At 20.5% G+C, this 19,896-nt stretch carries 17 protein-coding genes; 13 read left to right on the forward strand and 4 right to left on the reverse strand.

All coding sequences use genetic code 11. From position 1 onward, the window contains the following. Positions 1 to 33 precede the first annotated feature (33 nt). Complete coding sequence (locus ACZ5EC_RS11150) at positions 34 to 1,683, forward strand: S41 family peptidase (RefSeq protein ID WP_464302557.1); 1,650 nt, start codon at positions 34 to 36, stop codon at positions 1,681 to 1,683. Here ACZ5EC_RS11150 and ACZ5EC_RS11155 read toward each other — a convergent pair. Both ACZ5EC_RS11155 and ACZ5EC_RS11160 read right to left on the reverse strand, forming a co-directional pair. After that, positions 1,680 to 2,357 carry a ribonuclease HII gene (locus ACZ5EC_RS11155; RefSeq protein WP_464302558.1) on the reverse strand — a complete coding sequence of 226 codons (678 nt, stop codon included), beginning with the start codon at positions 2,355 to 2,357 and terminating at the stop codon, positions 1,680 to 1,682. The genes ACZ5EC_RS11150 and ACZ5EC_RS11155 overlap by 4 nt on opposite strands. Before the next feature lie 124 nt (positions 2,358 to 2,481). Beyond that, on the reverse strand, positions 2,482 to 2,706 hold the full coding sequence (locus tag ACZ5EC_RS11160) for a PspC domain-containing protein (RefSeq protein WP_464302559.1): 225 nt from the start codon (positions 2,704 to 2,706) through the stop codon (positions 2,482 to 2,484). A 191-nt stretch (positions 2,707 to 2,897) separates the two neighbouring features. On the opposite strand from ACZ5EC_RS11160, the gene ACZ5EC_RS11165 reads away from it, so the two are divergent. The 7 genes from ACZ5EC_RS11165 (at position 2,898) to ACZ5EC_RS11195 (ending at position 13,339) form a co-directional block, all read left to right on the forward strand. Beyond that, complete coding sequence (locus tag ACZ5EC_RS11165; RefSeq protein ID WP_464302560.1) at positions 2,898 to 3,380, forward strand: permease; 483 nt, start codon at positions 2,898 to 2,900, stop codon at positions 3,378 to 3,380. Continuing rightward, entirely contained in the window at positions 3,377 to 4,042 is a 666-nt protein-coding gene (locus ACZ5EC_RS11170) for a permease (RefSeq protein ID WP_464302561.1), read from the forward strand. The genes ACZ5EC_RS11165 and ACZ5EC_RS11170 overlap by 4 nt, the downstream gene beginning before the upstream one ends. Before the next feature lie 465 nt (positions 4,043 to 4,507). After that, positions 4,508 to 6,343, forward strand: coding sequence for a YcaO-like family protein (locus tag ACZ5EC_RS11175; protein ID WP_464302562.1), 1,836 nt, complete (start codon positions 4,508 to 4,510; stop codon positions 6,341 to 6,343). A gap of 579 nt (positions 6,344 to 6,922) precedes the next feature. Beyond that, positions 6,923 to 7,870: an ABC transporter ATP-binding protein gene (locus tag ACZ5EC_RS11180; protein ID WP_464302563.1), complete on the forward strand. Its 948-nt coding sequence runs from the start codon at positions 6,923 to 6,925 to the stop codon at positions 7,868 to 7,870. A 110-nt stretch (positions 7,871 to 7,980) separates the two neighbouring features. Continuing rightward, positions 7,981 to 8,751 (forward strand): hypothetical protein, encoded by a 771-nt coding sequence (locus ACZ5EC_RS11185; protein WP_464302564.1) that lies wholly within the window; start codon positions 7,981 to 7,983, stop codon positions 8,749 to 8,751. A gap of 905 nt (positions 8,752 to 9,656) precedes the next feature. Next, positions 9,657 to 11,402 (forward strand): ABC transporter ATP-binding protein, encoded by a 1,746-nt coding sequence (locus tag ACZ5EC_RS11190; RefSeq protein WP_464302565.1) that lies wholly within the window; start codon positions 9,657 to 9,659, stop codon positions 11,400 to 11,402. A 17-nt stretch (positions 11,403 to 11,419) separates the two neighbouring features. Beyond that, complete coding sequence (locus ACZ5EC_RS11195; protein WP_464302566.1) at positions 11,420 to 13,339, forward strand: ABC transporter ATP-binding protein; 1,920 nt, start codon at positions 11,420 to 11,422, stop codon at positions 13,337 to 13,339. A 44-nt stretch (positions 13,340 to 13,383) separates the two neighbouring features. Here the strand turns inward: ACZ5EC_RS11195 and ACZ5EC_RS11200 are convergent, their stop codons facing one another. Continuing rightward, a complete protein-coding gene (locus tag ACZ5EC_RS11200) occupies positions 13,384 to 14,001 on the reverse strand; it encodes a hypothetical protein (protein ID WP_464302567.1) in 618 nt (205 codons plus the stop codon). A 443-nt stretch (positions 14,002 to 14,444) separates the two neighbouring features. Here ACZ5EC_RS11200 and ACZ5EC_RS11205 point away from each other — a divergent pair, with 443 nt between their 5' ends. Next, positions 14,445 to 15,038 carry a hypothetical protein gene (locus ACZ5EC_RS11205; RefSeq protein WP_464302568.1) on the forward strand — a complete coding sequence of 198 codons (594 nt, stop codon included), beginning with the start codon at positions 14,445 to 14,447 and terminating at the stop codon, positions 15,036 to 15,038. A 32-nt stretch (positions 15,039 to 15,070) separates the two neighbouring features. Here the strand turns inward: ACZ5EC_RS11205 and ACZ5EC_RS11210 are convergent, their stop codons facing one another. Further along, positions 15,071 to 15,706, reverse strand: a complete 636-nt coding sequence (locus ACZ5EC_RS11210) for a hypothetical protein (protein WP_464302569.1) — start codon at positions 15,704 to 15,706, stop codon at positions 15,071 to 15,073. 507 nt (positions 15,707 to 16,213) lie between these two features. On the opposite strand from ACZ5EC_RS11210, the gene ACZ5EC_RS11215 reads away from it, so the two are divergent. The 4 genes from ACZ5EC_RS11215 (at position 16,214) to ACZ5EC_RS11230 (ending at position 19,887) form a co-directional block, all read left to right on the forward strand. Beyond that, positions 16,214 to 17,017: a radical SAM protein gene (locus ACZ5EC_RS11215; RefSeq protein WP_464302570.1), complete on the forward strand. Its 804-nt coding sequence runs from the start codon at positions 16,214 to 16,216 to the stop codon at positions 17,015 to 17,017. Next, a complete protein-coding gene (locus ACZ5EC_RS11220) occupies positions 17,014 to 18,645 on the forward strand; it encodes an ABC transporter transmembrane domain-containing protein (RefSeq protein ID WP_464302571.1) in 1,632 nt (543 codons plus the stop codon). The genes ACZ5EC_RS11215 and ACZ5EC_RS11220 overlap by 4 nt, the downstream gene beginning before the upstream one ends. After that, complete coding sequence (locus ACZ5EC_RS11225) at positions 18,642 to 19,436, forward strand: hypothetical protein (RefSeq protein ID WP_464302572.1); 795 nt, start codon at positions 18,642 to 18,644, stop codon at positions 19,434 to 19,436. The genes ACZ5EC_RS11220 and ACZ5EC_RS11225 overlap by 4 nt, the downstream gene beginning before the upstream one ends. Positions 19,437 to 19,530: 94 nt before the next feature. Next, positions 19,531 to 19,887, forward strand: coding sequence for a hypothetical protein (locus ACZ5EC_RS11230; protein WP_464302573.1), 357 nt, complete (start codon positions 19,531 to 19,533; stop codon positions 19,885 to 19,887). Positions 19,888 to 19,896: the final 9 nt, after the last annotated feature.

A 19,896-nucleotide genomic window follows, 5' to 3' on the forward strand; every position in this document is an offset into this window, starting at 1 on the left:
GACTGAATAAATAATTTTTCAGAGGATTTTATAATGAAAATAAAAATAATTAAAATATTTTTAGTTTGTTTTTTTATCTTATTAATATTAAGTATTAACAATATTTCATTTTATGTAAATGCTAAAGATAAAATAGAAACTATTTATGTTGATCAATTAAAAAACAGGTTAAGAAAAATTAAACCGGAATCAACTCAATTCATAAAAGTTGAAGGTATTAAATATTATGAAGTTTATGAAATTATTTTAAATGATTATTTTAATAAATCAAAATTAAATGAATCAGCTTCTATTACACTTTTCATTAAAAATGAAAATGGAGAAATATTATATCAGGGGCCTTATGAATTAGGACAATGGTATTCTGATACTCCAGGTGGAATAAAGTTTATAGCTAAAAATGAAGGTAGTATATATCTGGAAATAAATGCCAGTGGAGTAAATGATGGTGGGTCATATAGAATAGAAGTAAAAAAAATATCTGATAAAATAAAAATAAAAAATTTTAATAAAAATAAAACTAAAAATGGCTGGCAAAGAGATTTATATTACTTTACTAAATGGTTATTAGCTTTACATCCAGATCCTTTTGAAAATACAAAAAAAGAAATATTTGAAGAAAAAGTTAATAAGCTTTTTAATAAAATTCCCAATCTTGAAGATTCACAGATTGTAATAGGTTTTTTAGAAATAGCAGCTTTATTAAAAGATGGACATACTTATATAGCTGATACAAGGTATTTTAATAGATTACCATTAAGTATTATATGGCTTCAGGATGGTTTATATATTAATGGAGCAACCAATGAGTATTATCCGTTAATGGGTAGTAGAGTGGAAAAAATTGGTAAATATAAAGTAAATGAAGTATTTAAAATGATTAAGCCATTGATTTCTTCTGAAAATGAATATTGGAGTTTATTCTTATCACAAAAATTGTTATTAATTCCTGATATTTTATATTATTTTAACATTATTGATTCTAAAGATTATGTGGAACTGGAATTATATTCTAAAAATAAAGGGCTTTATAAAGTAAAAGTAAAAACATTTATTGGTAATGATTTAATTAGTAAAGGTTTTGTTTATAGTGATGAAATAAACGAGCATAAACAGTTTTTGTTTAATAAAAATAAAGATAAAAATTATTGGTTTGAATATTTACCACAAAATAACACTATTTATTTTAAATATAATAGATGCTTTGAAATGAAAGAATTACCTTTTAGAAAATTTGTAAGTAAGATGTTTGATATGATAAATAAAACAAAACCTGATAAAATAATTATTGATCTTAGAAATAATTTAGGTGGTTATTCTTTTATTATACAACCATTTATAGAAAAAATTAAAAATAGTTATTTAAATGAAAATGGAAAAATATTTGTAATAACCAATAAATCAACCTTTTCAGCAGGAGTTATAGCAGCTTATCAATTAAAAAAAGAAACTGAAGCTATTTTAATAGGAGAACCTGCTGGAAATAATTTAAAATTTTATGGTGGAGCTAAGTGGGAACATTTACCAAATAAAAAACTTCTATTAGGCTATGCAACTATGAAAATTAAATTATCTGAAAATGAGTTAAAAGCATTAAATCCTGATTATGTTATAAAATTTAATTCTAAACAATATTTTAACTTAAATGATCCGGTTATTAATTTTATATTTAGTGTTTTTTAAAAAAGGGTATTAATCTGTTTTACAATAAAACTTTTCCTATGAATAGGACAATATCCATATTTTTGTATCAATTGTATATGTTTTTTTGTTCCATATCCTTTGTGTTTATTAAACTCATAATTTTTGTAAATTTTTGAATAAGAAATCATTATTCTATCTCTAATAACTTTAGAGATTATTGAAGCAGCAGATACTTCTTTAATTAAAAAATCAGCTTTTATAAATGTATAAAAATTATCAAGATTTATAGGTTTAAATTTCCCATCAAAAATATAGAGCAATTCATTTTCGTTGTTTAAATTTTCATGATAAAGGTCCTGATAATTTTCTATAAAATTTTTTGTTGAGTTAATTATTCTGGTAATAGAATCTTTAATACAATAAGAGATTCCAAATTTATCTATTTCTGTATTTGTTTTGAGAACAATTTTATAAAATAAAGAAATACTTTTAATATAATTAAAAAGGTTTTCTCTTTGTTTTGCTGATAATTTTTTAGAATCTGTAATAGATGTAAATCTTGAATCAGAAAAATTTATTTTGGTATAATCAAATATTACCCCTGTAAAAACTAAAGGACCTGCTATTGGACCACGTCCAGCTTCATCAATTCCAATAATAATTTTTGGTGGAAATAAATTTTTATATATGTTGTTTAAATCTAACTTAATCACTAAATTAGATTATTCAATTAAAATTAATTATCAAGGTCAAATTTCAACAGCTTAACAAATTTATATTTTTATCTGCTAAAAAATTTGTAGTAAGAATTTTGATGTATTATCATTATAATCTTTATTATTTATTATCATTATTATTAAATGGAGTTATTTCTGGTTTTTTAGGGATAATTGCCCATGCTATAAGGTAAGCAATAATGCCTCCACCTGCACATACAGAAAATAAAATCCACAGTAATCTAACAACTGTTGAATCAATTTCAAAATACTCAGCAATCCCTCCATATACACCAGCTATTTTTTTATCTGTTTCAGAAAGGTATAATTTTTTTTCTTTTTGCATAAAAATCTCCTTTTATTAATAGGTGATAATTAAAATTTTTACTATAAATTATAAAAAAAAATTTATTTAAATGTTTTATAAAATTATTATTATTGATATTTTATTATTATAAATTAAGATATATTATATTTTTGTGAAGTCAAAGTAAATTATTTGCTACTGTAAAAAAATAAAAAAGTCAGGAGATTAGTTTGAATACAACATCAATTTTTATAAATGTTATTACTTTATTACTTCTTGTTTTTTCTTTTATAAAAAATAAAGAAAAAACAAAAAAAGTCTTATTAATGGCGTTAAAGGCATTTATTAAGATATTACCAGTAGTTTTAACTATAATTATTTTTATAGGATTGTTAATGGGGTTTGTATCAACAGAAACTTTGAAAAAGCTTATTGGGGAACAAACTGGATTTTTAGGGATTTTAATTGCTGCAATTATAGGAGCAATTATGCATATCCCATCTTTAATAGCATTCCCTTTAGCATCATCTCTACTAATAAAAGATGTTTCTATAACTGTTGTTGCTGTTTTTATAACAACTTTGACAATGATTGGATTTGTAACATTACCTTTGGAAATAAAGGAACTTGGTAAAAAAATTGCATTGTTACGAAATGGGTTAAGTTTCATAATTGCAATATTAATAGGAATTATTATGGGAGTAATACTATGAATAAAAAATCAATGAATTCAAATATAAACAAAAATCAAGATAATAAAAAATCAATTAACTCAAATGTTAACAATAAAAACGATAACAAAAAACATTTTAAAGATAATGATGGTATTAATAAAATGAAAATGAAAAAACAAAAAGAAAAAAAGAAATTTTTACAGGATTCTATATTAATGATTTTATTTCTTGTACTATCGATAATTTTAATAAAATTATATCCTGATAAAAAAGAACATGTCCTAAAAGTATCATTCCAATTTTTTAAGGAAATGATCTATATTTTGCCAGCAGTTATGATATTAATGGCTCTTTTTAATGTTTATGTATCTAATGACCTTGTAATAAAATACCTTGGTAAGAAAACAGGAATTAAAGCAATTTTAGTTGGTATAGTGCTTGGTTCTTTACCAACTGGTCCATTATATATAGCTTTTCCTGTTGCATCTGCTTTGATAAAAAAAGGGGCAAAAGTTTCAAGCATAATTGCTTTTCTTTCTGCATGGGCATGCATAAAAATACCACAGGAAATGGTAGAATTACAATTTTTAGGTGCAAAATTTATGGTTGCAAGATTGATATTAACAATAATATTTGTAATTATTATGAGTTTGTTTATTGAATTAATAGTTAAAGATGAAAAGGGAAAAAATGAAAATTAATGGTGCTAAACAAATAAAATAACACAAATAAATATTTGTTATAGTAAATTAAAAAGTATTGTTTTGTGTTAAAATTTTTTTGACATAAATATAAAATTATGTAAAAAAATATTAGAATGTTAAATTATAAAAAATTAAATATTTATTTATCTTCTTTTTTAAAAAATTATTTAAAATTATTTATTTTCATATTTAATATATTATGTAATCCTATATTAAACCATCTATCCTGTAAATAATTTACTATGAATTAGGAGGATAAAATGAAATTAATAAAAAAAAGATTACAAAATGACAAAGATAAAGCAAATGCATACTTTTTTTTCTACTATAATAAAAAAGTTGCTAATAAATAAATAATTAATGTATGAATATAGTCAGTTAAAATATATATATTGATATTTATTTTTAACTTTATAAAACAGGATAGATGGTTTAATTATTTTAATTTAATGGAGGTTATAAGTGAAATATCAATATTTTTATAAAGATGATTTACCTGAAAATACAATATCAAAAATTAGAAAAAATTTAAATAATATGGGAATATTTATAATTGAAGAAATCTGGTATAATAATGAAAATAAATTATTTTCTTGTGGAATAAAAGATATAAAAACTAATTTTAGATCAAATGGAAAAGGATTATCTCAAGAATATGCTTTAGCTAGCGCTTACGGAGAGTTTATTGAAAGATTACAAAATCAAATTATTTATTATGAAGTATCATTTTCTGAAAAAGATAAAAATAAGTTTGGATTTGAAATATCAAATGATGAAATAAAAATTAAATTATCAGAATATCCTGAATTACATGATTCTTTTAAAAAAGCATTTTTATATGGTAATGAAAAATTTTCTATTTATGAATTATGGGAAAAGATTATTAAAAATAAAAATTTAAATAATAAAGAATTTATTTTTTTACCATTTTATAATGTTAATAATAAAAAAGTCACATATTTACCTTATCAGTTTATTTTAAATTTTTATGGATCTAATGGAATGTGTGCTGGAAATTCTAACTATGAAGCATTAGTTCAAGGAATAAGTGAGATTATTGAAAGATATGTTCAAAGAGAAATATATTTTAAAAACATAACTCCTCCTACAATTGATGATACCTTTATAGAATATAATTTTCCAGATGAATTTGAATTAAAAAGATTAATTGAGGAAAAAGCAAAAGTTAAAATAATAGTTAAAGATTGTAGTTTAGGTAAAAATTTCCCTGCTATAGGAATTATTATAATAGATACAAAAAATGATTTATATGCAGTACATTTTGGATCTGAACCAGATTTAAAAATAGCATTACAAAGATGTTTTACTGAGATTTTGCAAGGTATAAATTTTAATTTAAAAGGAAAAATGAAAAATATAAAATTTATTTCAAAAAATGATAAAAACTTTTATGTTAATTTTAAAAATCTAGTTTGTAACGGTATAGGTTATTATCCTGAAACAATATTTAATTCTAAATTTAGTTATGATTTTGAATACAAAAATATTGAATTTTTTTCAAGTAAACAAAAATTAAAATATTTAATAAATATTATTCAAAAAAATGATTTTAATGATATTTTTATTAGGGATGTTTCTTTTTTAGGTTTTCCATCTTTTTTTATTATTATTCCTGGATTGTCTGAAATTGATTTTATGACAAAATATAAAATTGATAATTATATAAAAAATTACAATAGTACTTATTTATTATCTAATTTAAAAGATTTGAATAATGATGAATATAAGTATTTAATAGATGATTTAATGAACTTTAAAACAGCTGATATTAGGACTGAAAATTTTTTTATAAATGAATATTTTAGTATTCCCATAGATAACGAAGATTGGGATAAAATAACTATTGAATTATTATTGGCAATGATTTTTTATAGAATAAATAATTATAAAAAAGCTTTTTTTTATATTGATAAATATATAAAATTTATTGAAAATAATTATGATGATGTTGATTTAAGTTATTATTATGTGGTTAGGAATTTATTTTTATTTTTATCAAATGGAAAAAGTTTTTTAAATTCAATAAAAAAATTATCTTTAATTTATGAAAAAGAAATTGTTTATGAAGTAAAAAAAGATCTAGAAAATAATAATAAAATATTTGACTATGTTCCTCTTCCTAATAATTATAATTGTAATGAATGCCAATTACAAAAAGATTGTAAATATAATAATATTAGAGATATTTATTTAAAAATAAAAAAAATTCAATCCATAAATAAAATAAATCAGAATGACTTAAATTATTTATTTAAGGAATTATTAAATGATATATGAAAATGAATTAGATTTTAAGAGTAAAAATTTTTTTAAAATATATTTCTTGCTTATTAAATATATCTTAATTAATAACTCTTTATTTTTAATTAGCATTATAATAAATAGTTTTATATATTTTTTTATTAATCATCGTTATATTTTTTTAGTAGTTATAGAAGATTTTTTCTTTTTTATATTTTTTGGATATATTTTAATATTATTTGATGAATTAGGTCATATTTTGTTTTGTCTAATTAATAATTTAAATTTTATTTTTGGGTTTATTACTTATGAATTTAAATTTAATAAAATTAAAATTATTTTTAAATTGATGTTTTATATTAAATTAATTAATGAAATAGAAAATAAAAAACTTAAATTTTTTTATATTTGTGGTTTTATTAATGGAAATATTTATTTTTTAATATTATTCTTAATAATTAATATATTTAAATTATATTTTTTAAATATATCATTATATATTTCAATTATAATTTATTATTTAGCTAATATTATAGCAAAAAATAGTGATTTAAAAAATTTTTTTAATTTAAATAAACAACTTTAATAATCTAAAAAATTATAAAGGAAAGGTTAATGGAAAAAATTTTAGATGTAAAAAAAATTACAAAAAATTACAAAATGAAAAATCAAATTATAACTGCAGTAAATTCAGTTAGCTTTTCTGGAATGAAGGGAGAAATCTTAGGAATTTTAGGACCAAATGGTGCTGGAAAAACAACAATTGTTAAATCAATTGCAACTTTAATTGATTACGATGAAGGTGAAATTTTAATTAATAATTACAATAATAAGAAATATAAAAAATTTGTTTTAGAAAAAATGACAGCTGTACTTGAAGGATCAAGAAATGTTTATTGGAGATTAACTCCTATTGAAAATATGATATATTTCGCTTCTTTAAAAGGGTTATCTTATAAATCTATAAAAAATAGAATAGATTATCTTTTAAATTTATTAGAATTAGAAAAATTTGCTAAAGATGAAGTTAGAAAATTTTCAAGGGGTATGCAACAAAAGGTTGCAATTGCTTGTGCTTTAATAACAGATCCTGAAATTTGTTTATTAGATGAGCCAACATTAGGTTTGGATATTGAAACAGCTTTGTCAATAAGAAAATTTATAAAAAATTATGCAAAACAATATAACAAATTAATTTTAATTACATCTCATGATATGAAATTTATTGAAAATGTATGTGATAGAGTAATTGTTATAAAAGAGGGTAAAGTCATTACTAATGACTCAATAGAAAATTTAAAAAAATATTTTTCAAAACTTGTATATAAAGTAGTTATTGAAAATATGAATGAAAAAATTTATGATGAAATATTAAATTTAAATATATGTGATAATATAAGATTTGAAAAAAATCAAAATAAAATAATATATTTTTTTACATTAAATAATGTTATGAAGTTATATCAAATAATAGATATTTTTAGAAAGTATAATATTAAAATTTTAGAATTTGAAAATCAAAAAAATGATTTTGAAGATATTTTCCTTTCAATAATAAAATAATTTTAAAATTTATATTTATTGATAAAAATTAAAAATAGAAAAAATATGATATAAATAAAGATAAAGATTAAAAAGTAATAAATATATTTATAATACAGGAGGATTTAATAATGTTAAAAAAATATTTTAATTTATTATATGGCGAAATAGTTAAATATATATGTGAATTAAAAAGATATTTTTTTAATACATTTTCTATGTTATTAGCAAGTTTTATATTTTTTTTAGGAATTTTTTATAGTATAAAGCATTTTTCTGGTCAGAATAATAATATAAATAATCTTTCCTCTTTAATAATTGGTTATATTACATGGATTTTTGCTCAATCAGCTTATTTTAACTTGCCATCAAATGTTATTGATGAAATTCAAAAAGGTACATATGAACAATTGAATCTTACTTCAATAGGTATTATGTATGTATTTTTCAATAAGATTCTAATTAATCTTATTTTTGATATTATTGAAATCAGTTTAGTTTTGATTCTGATTATGTCTATAACAGGAATCTGGTTAAAATTTAGTATAATTAAAATATTAGTTGTTTTATTAATATCTCTACCTTCTTTATGGGGGTTTGGTATATTTTTTAGTGGTATGGCAATTTTGTTTAAAAAAATTTCAGGTTTTCTCTCTATAATTAATCTTGTGCTAATTACACTAGTTGCTTTTCCCGCATATCCAATAAATTTTTATTCATTTTTGCCATATACAATGGGAGCAACTACAATGAGGATGATGATAATAAAAAATCAAAAGTTTAATTTAGAATGGTATGTAATTATTATTGTTTTAAGTTTATTATACTTTTTTTCAGGAATAGTTGGATATAATATATGTGAAAAACTATCAAGAAAAAAAAATCTTTTAGGACAATATTAAATACTTATTTAAAATTAAAATTATTTTTAATTTATTAAAATTAAACAAACATATAACCTAAAATAAAGATAAAATAAATAATAAATAAATTATTAAAATTGATAAAAATATTCAGAATATTCATATAACCCTATAAAAAGGGGAAATTAATGGTGTTAAACAAATAAAATAACACAAATAAATATTTGTTATAGTAAATTAAAAAGTATTGTTTTATGTTAAAATTTTCTTGACATAAATATAAAATTAATAATTATATATAGGCATATGAGAAAAGGAGGTATTTTAATGAATTTTAGACGATTACGAATATTTATTAATTTGTAATTACCAATCCTGCTTTAAAGTTATTCCATTAATATTAATAAATTGTTTTAGAAAATATATTAAATTATGTGTTTATAAAAGCGAAATAATAATTATTATTGATTACAAAAAATTAAGAAAAAATATTTAGATATTAAAAATAGATAATTATTTTTAGTTTTAAATATCTAAATATAATAAAAAAATTAAAAATAAAAAGAGTTAATTAAAAAATGGAATAAAGGCAGGATTGGATATAATATGTCCTGCCTTTATTTTAATTACAATAGATTACAGGGGTATGCAAAAAAGCATAACTACAAAAATAAAAAATAAAAAGTTAATATTGTAAAAATGAGGGTCAGGGCATAGAAAAATGCTCTGGCCTTTTTTTTATGTTTTTTATATTTTCAAATTATTTTGAATAATTAAAAAAAATAAATAAGGGGTTAAAAAATTGTAGTGAAATTAAAAAATTAAAAAAGAATAATGTTATTTTAAGAATTGTAAAAGATAAGAGTATTATTGGAATAATAATTAAAAGTAGTAAAAAGGAAATTATAGTAATTTGAAATGTTGAGGTAAGGAGATTGATGCTTATGAAAAATGTAAATAAAGGGAAAGAATTAATTATTAAAATATTTAAAAAAAATATTGGTTTATTTGCTTTTACAGTCTTTATAATGGTGATAACTACTATTTTAGGTATAATTGGACCTATTATTGTTAAGAAAGCAATCGATGTAAATATGACTAATAATGATGTAAATGGGTTATTCAGAAGGGTAATTGAATATTTAATTGTCACATTTTCAATGTCAATATTAACAGGAGGATATATTTACCTTACAGAGTATTTCGGTCAAAACTTTTTATATGAAATAAAAACTGGAATTTTTAAACATATTGTAAGATTACCTATGAAATTTTTTGATAATAATCCTGTTGGAAAAATTATGGCCAGAATTGAATCTGATGGTGAAGCTATAAGGCAATTTTTTACAAGTACTGTTATATCTATAATAACTGATATTTTGATGTTTATAGGGATGCTATTTGTAATGAGTAGGTATTCATTATCATTAACATTTATTGTTTTACTTATATTACCCTTAATTATTATATTATCCATTTTATATAAGAACAAAGTATCCCCTATCTGGGTTAGTTTTAGAAAAACTTATTCAGAATTAATGGGAGTAATTTCAGATACAATAAAATCTCATAAAGTACTGAAGGTATTTAATGCTATTTCATGGATTGCTGAAAAAATAAATAGTTTAAACAAAAAATTATTTAAACTCAATATGAAAGGGGAAATTTTTAGTACTTTTTACTATAACAGTATGCTACTCTTTGAAACCATAACTCTTTCATTAATTATATGGTTTGGTGGTGTAAAAAATTTAAAGGGAACATTAACTGTTGGAACTCTTGTCCTTTTTATAACATATGTAAGACAATTTTTTGGACCAATTAGAAATCTATCATCACAGTTTCAACTTATACAAAAAGCAAATGCTTCATTAACAAGAATAAATGGGATACTAAATGAACCAATTGAAGTGTCTCAAGAAACTAATTTTAATAATTTTAAAAATAAAATTGTTTTTAAAAATGTTTATTTTGAGTATAAAGAAGGGAAAAATGTATTATCTAATATCAATCTTGAAATAAATAAAGGGGAAAAAGTTGCATTAGTTGGAAGAACAGGTTCAGGAAAAACAACTTTAATTTCAATACTTTTAAGATTTTATCATAATTATGAAGGAAGTATTAAAATTGATAATCAAGAGTTAAAAACAATAGGGTTAAAAGAACTTAGATCAAAGATTGGTGCAGTATTTCAGGATAACTTTTTGTTCCCTGATACAATTTATAAAAACATTGTTCTTGATAGAAACATTAGTGAAAAAAAAGTACTTAATGCAATTAAAGAGTTAGGCCTTCAATCTGTTTTCGATAAATTTGAACAAGGGATTTTAACAGAGATAAAAGAGGATGGTAGTAATGTTTCTTCAGGTGAAAGACAAATAATTTCTATTGTAAGAAGTTATATTAAAGATCCTGATATTTTAATTTTAGATGAAGCAACATCATCAGTTGATAATATTACAGAAAGGTATATTATTGGAGCTTTTGAAAAATTTATGAAAGATAGAACTTCGCTTGTTATAGCACATAAATTACATACCATAATAAATTCAGATAAGATTGTTGTATTTAAAAAAGGTCATATTGTTGAATATGGTACTCATGAAACTTTACTTGAAAAAAGAGGGTACTATTACAATTTATATGAATCTCAATTTGAAGAAAATACAATGATAAAAGAAAATAAATAAAAAATGGAGATTAATATATGTTATTTAATGCAGAAGAAAAAATAAAATACATTCTTTTTTTGTGGAAAGAACATAAGCATAGAGCATTATTGTTGCTTTTTCTTTCAATAATAAATACTACAATGACAGTTGCATATCCTGTAATAATTGCAAAAATTATTGATGGACTAAACAACTTACAAAATAAAACAATGCTTTTTCATAATATTGCAATTTTAATTGCAATTGTTTTTGTTGCAGTTATAGCATACTCTTTTCTCCAGATAAATAGATCATATATTAACATGTCAACTTTCTGGAGTTTGAATTTAAAAATGACAATATTTGTTTTAAAAATGGGAAGAAAGTTTTTTGAAAAATTTGATCATGGGGAATTGATGACAAGATTAGGTGACGATATTGATAAAATATCATGGTATGTATGTTCAGGTATTTTTAGATTTATTGATGCTGTATCAATAATCTCTTTTTCATTGATTGTAATGGGGGGGTATTCTATAAAGCTAACTGCTATGATTTTTATTCCAATAAGTGTAATAATAGCAATTCTTTTTGCTACAGATAACCAATTTGAAAAAGCTTTTGTAAAATTGCAGAAAAATATTTCAAATGTAAATTCAAATATTGAGAAAACCTTTTCCTCAATAAAGGTTGTAAAAAGCAATAATATGGAGAATTTTACAGATTATGAATTTAGTAAAATTTTAAGGAAAAGAAAAAGATCAGAACTTAAAGTTGCATTGTTTGAAAGCTTATGGCACTCCTCAGATTATTTTGTAAATTATACAGGATTAATAATTATACTATGGTTTGGTGGTAAAATGGTTATTGATAAAACAATTACCCTTGGAGTTTTTGTAGCTTTTATGAATTATCTATATTTAATGCTGGAACATCTTTATTCATTTGCATATTTTTTTATTAGTACAAATAGAACATTTGTCTCAATAAATAGACATTTGCAGGTTTTAAAATATGCAAATAAAATTAATCCATTATCAAATTTAAGTGAAGAGAACATATTTGATAATATAGATTATCAAAATAATGATGGTGATATAAATAAATTAAGCACTGGTAACAATAAAGATAAAGTAAATGTAAAATTTGATAATATTGAATCAATAGAATTTAAAAATGTTTCATTAGAAATAAATGGAAGGACTATTCTTAATAATATTAATTTTAGAATCAACAGGGGAGAATTTATAGGTATTACAGGTAAAATAGGTTCTGGGAAAACAATGGCAATGGAGATTTTAATAGGATTAGAAAAAGCAACTTCAGGAAAAGTGTTGATAAATGGTATTAATTTTGAAAATATTGATTTAAAAAATTTGCGAGAAAAATTTGGTTTTGTTTTTCAGGATCCAATTTTATTTTCAAGTAGTATTTATGATAATATAGTAATGAAATCAACATCAAATAAAATTTATAATGATTATAAGAAGAGGGGTATGCTTTCTAATTTATACTGGAAAGATAATAAAAATAATAAATCTGGTTTATCAATTGATAGTAAAAATGATAAAAACTTAGAAAAATCAATTAACATAAGTGCTTTAAAAGATGATATTTCTGCTTTTACTGATGGAGTAAATACTTTAGTTGGTCCTAAAGGGATAATGGTATCTGGAGGTCAAAGGGAAAGAATTACAATTGCAAGAGCAATATATAAAAACCCTGAAGTTTATATTTTTGATGATAGTACCAGATCACTTGATTCAGAAACTGAAAAAAAAGTATTAAATAATATTAAAAACTTAAAAAAAGATGCAACAATAATAATGATAACCCAGAGATTAGCTTCATTAAAAGAAGCTGATAAAATAATATTGTTTGATAATGGAAAAATTGAAGCTATTGGAAAACATGAAGAGTTATTGAGTAAATCAAATTTATACAAAGAATTGTATTATATAAGTGTGAAAGAATAAAATTTATAAAATTAATATGGATTTTTAGAAGATGTTTATTTTAATTAAAATTCAGAAATTATAGTGTTAATTGTGGAATAAGAAAATCCTTTTTGAGATAGAAATTTTTTAATATGCTCCCTGTTGGTGATGTTTTTCTTTTTTATTAAAATTGAGGCAATGGAAACTTCATCTTCAGGGGGATATATCTTTTCTAATGCAATATTAATAAGACTTTTAGTTTTTATTTTGTAAAAAAGTTTTTTTTCAATTGCATGTCTTGAAAGTAGTTTTTCATTTTTTTGATATTCTACAAAATCAAAGACATATGTTTCATCATTAATATAATCATATCTTTTTAACTCTTCTAAAACTTTTGTTATAATCTCCATGTTGAATTTTTTATTTTTTAATGAATATATAATTTCATTTTCAGTTTTTCTTCTTTTAGTTATTGAGTTTATAGCATAGTCTTTAGCATCTAAAAATTGTGATTCTTTAAATATCTCATTAAAAAATTCTTCATCTATTTTTAAATTAACCTGTTTGTTTAAATAATTTTCTATATTAAATGGGAATTCATATTGGTTGACCACTTTTTTTAAAATTGAAAATTTGTTTTCATCAGTATAAAAGTCATAATATTTTCTTCTTTTTTCTATTTTAGTTATAACTATTTCCATAAATTACCTTTAAATGTTTTCATAAGTATTTGTTTAAAAAATCAAATACATATTATAATATATATATATTGTATATATTTTTTTTTATAATAATTTTATTCTTTAATGTAAATTTAGTAAAATTATTGCAATCTTAAATTTTTTACTTGTCTTATTGTAGTCTATTAATCTGAAAAATCAAGTTTTCATTATTTTAAAAATTAAGCAATGGTGAAATTATAATTAATTAAGTTTAAAATTAGTTATTCTTAATTCCGATATTTAAAAAAATGAATAATTCTGATATATAATTGGGTTATGTCAATAATAGTGTGTAAATTAGTTATAATTCAAGAATTATAACTAATGTTATAATAATAATGTTAAAAATAACTTTAATTAAAAATAATATAAAAATAAAATTAAAGAAATTAATATTAAAATAAAAACAAAAGGAAATAAAATTGAGAAAAAAGAATTTATTTTATAAATTGACAAAGATAATATTAGTTGTTCTAATTTATAGTTTTATACTAACTCAATTAGCATTTTCTCAAACTGTTCCAGGATATGGTTTTATAAACTTTACAATGAATTATAATACAATTTTAACACAGCTTAAAAATAAAAGCTTTGAAATTAAAGAGCAAGAAATTGCCTCAAAATATGGTAACTACTTAATATTTGCATCCAAAACTTTAAATTACTATACAGAAACTTTTTATCTTTTCTTTAATGAGAAAAAAGAATTAATATTTTTTCAGGTAGGATTTGAGTTGAATAATTTGCAGTCAAGAGATGAACTTGAAAAATTATATATTTCAATGACTAAAAAGTTAGAAGAAAAATATGGAAAACCAGAAAATGAAAATTTTCCATATTTCAAAATGTTTGAAAATAATTATGAAATTACACTTTTCCCTCTTTTTCCAGGTGCAAATAAAATAAAATTAACCTATAAGTATATTGAAAAATTTAATGAATATCAGGATTATTATAAAGCAAATTTAGAAAAAGAAGTTGATACTGAAATTAATAATATAGTAAACAATTTATAATTTTAATTTTTTTAATCTTTAATTATTTTTATTTAATTATTTTTAAATGATTTTTCCCAGTTATCAATGTATTTTAAATTATTATCCACATCCTGGATTCTTCTATCAATAATATTTTTATAATTGATAATATTTCCTTTAATCATGTAATATTCATCTTCCCATTTGCAAGCTTTTGTTCTATTTTTTTCAAACCTTTTTGCAAGTTCAATATATTTTAAAACTTCATCCCAGTATGGATAAGCAAGTTGATAATAGTATTTAGCCCATAATAAACTTTTATAAATAGCATCTTTGTAAAGGTAATTATAATAATAGATATGTTCTTTGTAAAATCGATCTCCAAGTTGTAGATATGATCTAACAAGCATAAAATTAACATGCATTTTAAATAAATATTTATATCGAATGTATTCTTCCTGTGTTTCAGCAGGGTATAAAGATTGGACTACTGGTGCAAATGGGGCAGATAAGGCTAATTTTAAATAAGTTATATTCCTTAAAATATTATTGGTAACTTCACTCATGTTTTTAACATATAACATATAAAATTGTTCAGCATATCTAATTTTATCAGCTTTTATTATTTGTGAATTATAATTTAGAAAAAATAAAAGATAAATTATAAAAATGATTAAAAGCAATTTTTTGAAAAATTTAAGTTTCATCAGTATAATTTTCGTTAAAATTAAGCTTTTTATTATATGGTTTTGTCTTTTTTTTCGGTTGCAAGTTTAATAATACCTAATAGGAGGAAAAACATTGATAGGGATATTATTAAAAATTTAATAATTGGAAAGCTACCAATTGCAAAGTTCTATAATAAATTTAAATTTTGCTATTATTCCAATTTAACTTTTTATTGATAAAAATTTACTAAAATAATGCTATGGACATTGCATAATTAGAGGTTTTTTATATATTTGAATGAAATTAAAAATAAATATTTGACATTTTTTTTTTTTTTGGGTTTAATGCATGCAAGTAGCGCTACTTAAATAATAAGACATTTTTATTAAAAAATAATTAAGAGGAGGAAAATTTTTATGAAAAAAAAGAAAATAATTTTTAAAAAAATTGTAATGCCAAATATTTTAACTTTTGATATTTTATGTGGCAATAGATCTTGTAAACCTAAATAGAAAAAATTAGGGGTTACCTAAAAACTAATTAAATTGCCCTGTATTAGATTTACTGGAGGAGAACCTCTTTTACACAATGACTTATTTGATTTATTAGAATATGCTACAAAATATTTTAATCATATAGAATTATCCACTAATGCATTGTTATTAAATGAATATTCAATTAAAAGGTTAAAGGAAATGAACATTATTGTTCAATTTTCAATATATTCATTAAAAGATAAGATACATGATAAAATCACAAATGTTAAGGGTTCATATAAAAAATTAATTAATAATATAAAATTATTATCTAAATATGGAATTAAATTTGAAGCTAATTACATTTTTACAAAATATAATGAAAATGATTTTGAAGAAGTAAAAAAATTTATCCATAATTATGGAGGAATAATTGAAAATCCAGATATTATAAGACCATGTGATAAAAAAATTGATAAAATAGTATCAAAAAAGATGGAAAATCAATTAAGGAAAAATAAAAAATATTTTGCTCATTTTACAACAGAGCAATTTTATAAAAACATAACTGGAAATGGATGTTGGAAAGGTTTAGTTATTATTTCTTCTGATTATAAAGTTATTCCATGTGTTATGGCAAGAAAAATTGTTTTAGGAAATCTAAAAAAGGATTCTTTAACAAATATTATCAATAATGAAAAAACAAAATATTTGTGGTCATTAAATAGAAAATTTTACGAAGGATGTATGGATTGTGAATTCAAATATGCTTGTTATGATTGTAGAGCTGCAAATTTAAATGTTGGTATGGGTCTATTTACAAAAAGTTTTGATTGTTTATACAACCCAAAAAAAGGGAAGTGGAAAAAATGAAAAAAAGTCATTTATTTAAAAATATTCTAAAAGTTTTAAATTTTATTGATATAAAACTTTTTTTTATATATTCATTTTGTGTAATATCATATGATATTATAAAAGTAGCAATTCCTTATATAAGAAAAGATTTTATAGATAAAGTTTTAATTACATTAAATTCAAATTTATTTCTTAAATTTGTAATAATAATTATTTTAGTTGAAATAATCCATGCAATATTATTGTTTTTTTCAGATACTCTTTATGATATAACAATGATTAATCTAACCAATAATTCAAGAAAATCAATAATAGAAAAATTATTTAAAATGAATTTTAAAATATTTAAAAATTACACTCCTGAAAAAATAAATTCTATACTTATAAATGATGTTGATAATTTGAAGTTTTGCACATCAAAATTAATAAGTATTCTTATATCTGATTCAATTTCAATTATATTAATTTTAATTACAATTTTTAGCTTTAATAAATTTCTTTTTTTAGCTTTTTTATCTTTAATCCCATTTCAATTTCTAATTTTAAAATTTTTAGAAAATCTGATTAAGAAATTTTCTAAAGAAGAAAGAGAAGAGCTTAATAATGTTTATAAATATATAAATGAGATCCCTTTTGTAAAAGAAATTATAACAATTTCAAAAAAAATTAAATCTTATATCAATCATATTAATTTAATAAATATTTCATATAAGAAAAAATATATGAAGAAAAATATTACTCTTAATTCATTGAATAGTTTAAATGATTTTGTTAATATAATAGGTTACTCTATAGTAATTATTTTAGGTGGAATTCTTATTTTTAGGCAAAAAATATCTATAGGAATTTTTGTTGCATTACTATCTTATCATACAATGCTTTATGATCCTGTTTCAAGATTGGTAAATAATATAGGAGAAATTAAGTCCTCATTTATATCGGTAAATAATATTTTTAAGATTCTAAATTATAATGAAGATTTAGGTAAAAAAGTTATTTCCCTTTCTAATAATAATCCTAATTTAATTATAAATAAACTTTCCTTCTCTTATTTTGGGAATAATATAATTAAAAATTTTTCTTATTCATTTAATTCAGGTAAAATTTATAAAATCCAGGCTCAAAGTGGAAAGGGTAAAACTACACTTTTTAAATTGATTACTTTAATTGAAAATGATTATGATGGAGAAATATTAATTAATAATATTGATATTAAATTAATAAAAGATATATATAATTATATTTGTTATTTACCACAGGATAATATTATTTTTAATTCTTCAATAAAATCGAATATAACTTTATTTGATGATAAATACAAAGAAGAAGAAATTATTAAATATTTACAAAAATTGAATCTACTTGAGGATTTTAAAAAATTACCAGCTTTTCTTAATGAGATAATTAATATTAAAGATAAAAAATTATCAGGGGGGCAATTAAGAAGATTATGTATTTGTAGATTGTTATTAATAAACCCTGATGCTAAAATTTATTTATTTGATGAACCATTTTCAGGTTTAGATGAAAAAAATATTAGACAATTAATAATTACAATTAAAGAAATATTAAAAGATAAAATTGTTATAATTAATTCTCATGATTTAGCTTTTGACAACTATTTTGATGAAATTATTAAGTTATGAAGTCAATAAATTGGTTTTATTTTGATTATTTTATCTCATCTAAAAAAGATTTTACATATTTTGATGAATCAATATATTTTTTATTATTTTCATTTTTGTATCCAAATAAAAGGAAGAAATATTATAAATTATTTTTCTCATCAGAAATGAAAAAAAATAGAAAAGAAATTTATTATATTAATTCAATGAAATCATTAATAAATGAAGAAATTAATAAGGCATTATCAATTATTGGTTATATTGAAAATGAGATCGTTGTTTATCCATTTTTTGGTTTCTATAAACAAATTCTTGCTAAATATTATGATATAAATGGAATATGTAATATTTTTCTTTTTTTAGAAAACTTTATTTCAATAAATTTTATTAATAAAAAAGATTTGAATTCAATAAAAAATTTTATTATTCATGAGTATTTTCATTATATCCAATATAAACCAAAAATGTTAGACATAATTGATTTATTAATAATAGAAGGTAGTGCAGTTTTATATTCAAAGAAAAGTTGTGGAAATTCTTTAAAAGACGCACTTCCTTTATCAGAAAGAGAGTATAATCAATTTAAAAAAAACGAAAAAAAAATGGATAAAATAATTGTAAAAAAAATTTTAAATCATAAAAATAATCTTGCTAATAAAAGAGGTATAAATCTTTATTTTTATTATTTTTCTGCTAAAATTGTTCACAATGTTATGTTATTGAACAATTTAGATTTTAATATTTTTAAAGATAGAAATTCATACAAAAATTTTCGTAATAAAATCTATTTTTATTTAAAATTAATGAAATAGATTATATATTCTTTTATTTTTATATATATAAGCAAAAGTAAAAATAAGAAAAAATTTTAAATATTTTATTTTGATGATTATAAAAGGAATGCATATGTTATCATTTTTTAAATTTATCTTTTCAAGATTTAACAAAAAATGTTATTATTATTTCTTATTTTCTGGATTATTTGTATTTGTTTCAAGAGCGATCTCAATTATTATACCTCTAATTCAAAAACAAATTTTTAATAATATTGCATTAAAACAACTAAATAATCAAGTAATAATAAAATTTTTATTTGTAGGTGTTTTATATTCTATAATTTCTATTGTTATTGCAATTCTTTCTAATAAAATATTTATGGAATTTAAAAGAATAATACAAATTGAACTTTTAGAATCAGTTACAAGATCAAAAAATAAATTAATAGAAAAAAAAGGGTCTGGAGCTTTTTTAGTTTCAATATAGGGTGATTCG

Source organism: Exilispira thermophila (genome assembly GCF_055389015.1).

What these genes read in the sequence shown, in the direction of transcription:
- ACZ5EC_RS11150 (WP_464302557.1), top strand. Translation starts at nt 34, where the DNA reads ATGAAAATAAAAATAATTAAAATATTTTTAGTTTGTTTTTTTATCTTA.
- ACZ5EC_RS11160 (WP_464302559.1), bottom strand. Translation starts at nt 2,706, where the DNA reads ATGCAAAAAGAAAAAAAATTATACCTTTCTGAAACAGATAAAAAAATA.
- ACZ5EC_RS11170 (WP_464302561.1), top strand. Translation starts at nt 3,377, where the DNA reads ATGAATAAAAAATCAATGAATTCAAATATAAACAAAAATCAAGATAAT.
- ACZ5EC_RS11180 (WP_464302563.1), top strand. Translation starts at nt 6,923, where the DNA reads ATGGAAAAAATTTTAGATGTAAAAAAAATTACAAAAAATTACAAAATG.
- ACZ5EC_RS11185 (WP_464302564.1), top strand. Translation starts at nt 7,981, where the DNA reads ATGTTAAAAAAATATTTTAATTTATTATATGGCGAAATAGTTAAATAT.
- ACZ5EC_RS11190 (WP_464302565.1), top strand. Translation starts at nt 9,657, where the DNA reads ATGAAAAATGTAAATAAAGGGAAAGAATTAATTATTAAAATATTTAAA.
- ACZ5EC_RS11195 (WP_464302566.1), top strand. Translation starts at nt 11,420, where the DNA reads ATGTTATTTAATGCAGAAGAAAAAATAAAATACATTCTTTTTTTGTGG.
- ACZ5EC_RS11200 (WP_464302567.1), bottom strand. Translation starts at nt 14,001, where the DNA reads ATGGAAATAGTTATAACTAAAATAGAAAAAAGAAGAAAATATTATGAC.
- ACZ5EC_RS11210 (WP_464302569.1), bottom strand. Translation starts at nt 15,706, where the DNA reads ATGAAACTTAAATTTTTCAAAAAATTGCTTTTAATCATTTTTATAATT.
- ACZ5EC_RS11220 (WP_464302571.1), top strand. Translation starts at nt 17,014, where the DNA reads ATGAAAAAAAGTCATTTATTTAAAAATATTCTAAAAGTTTTAAATTTT.
- ACZ5EC_RS11225 (WP_464302572.1), top strand. Translation starts at nt 18,642, where the DNA reads ATGAAGTCAATAAATTGGTTTTATTTTGATTATTTTATCTCATCTAAA.
- ACZ5EC_RS11230 (WP_464302573.1), top strand. Translation starts at nt 19,531, where the DNA reads ATGTTATCATTTTTTAAATTTATCTTTTCAAGATTTAACAAAAAATGT.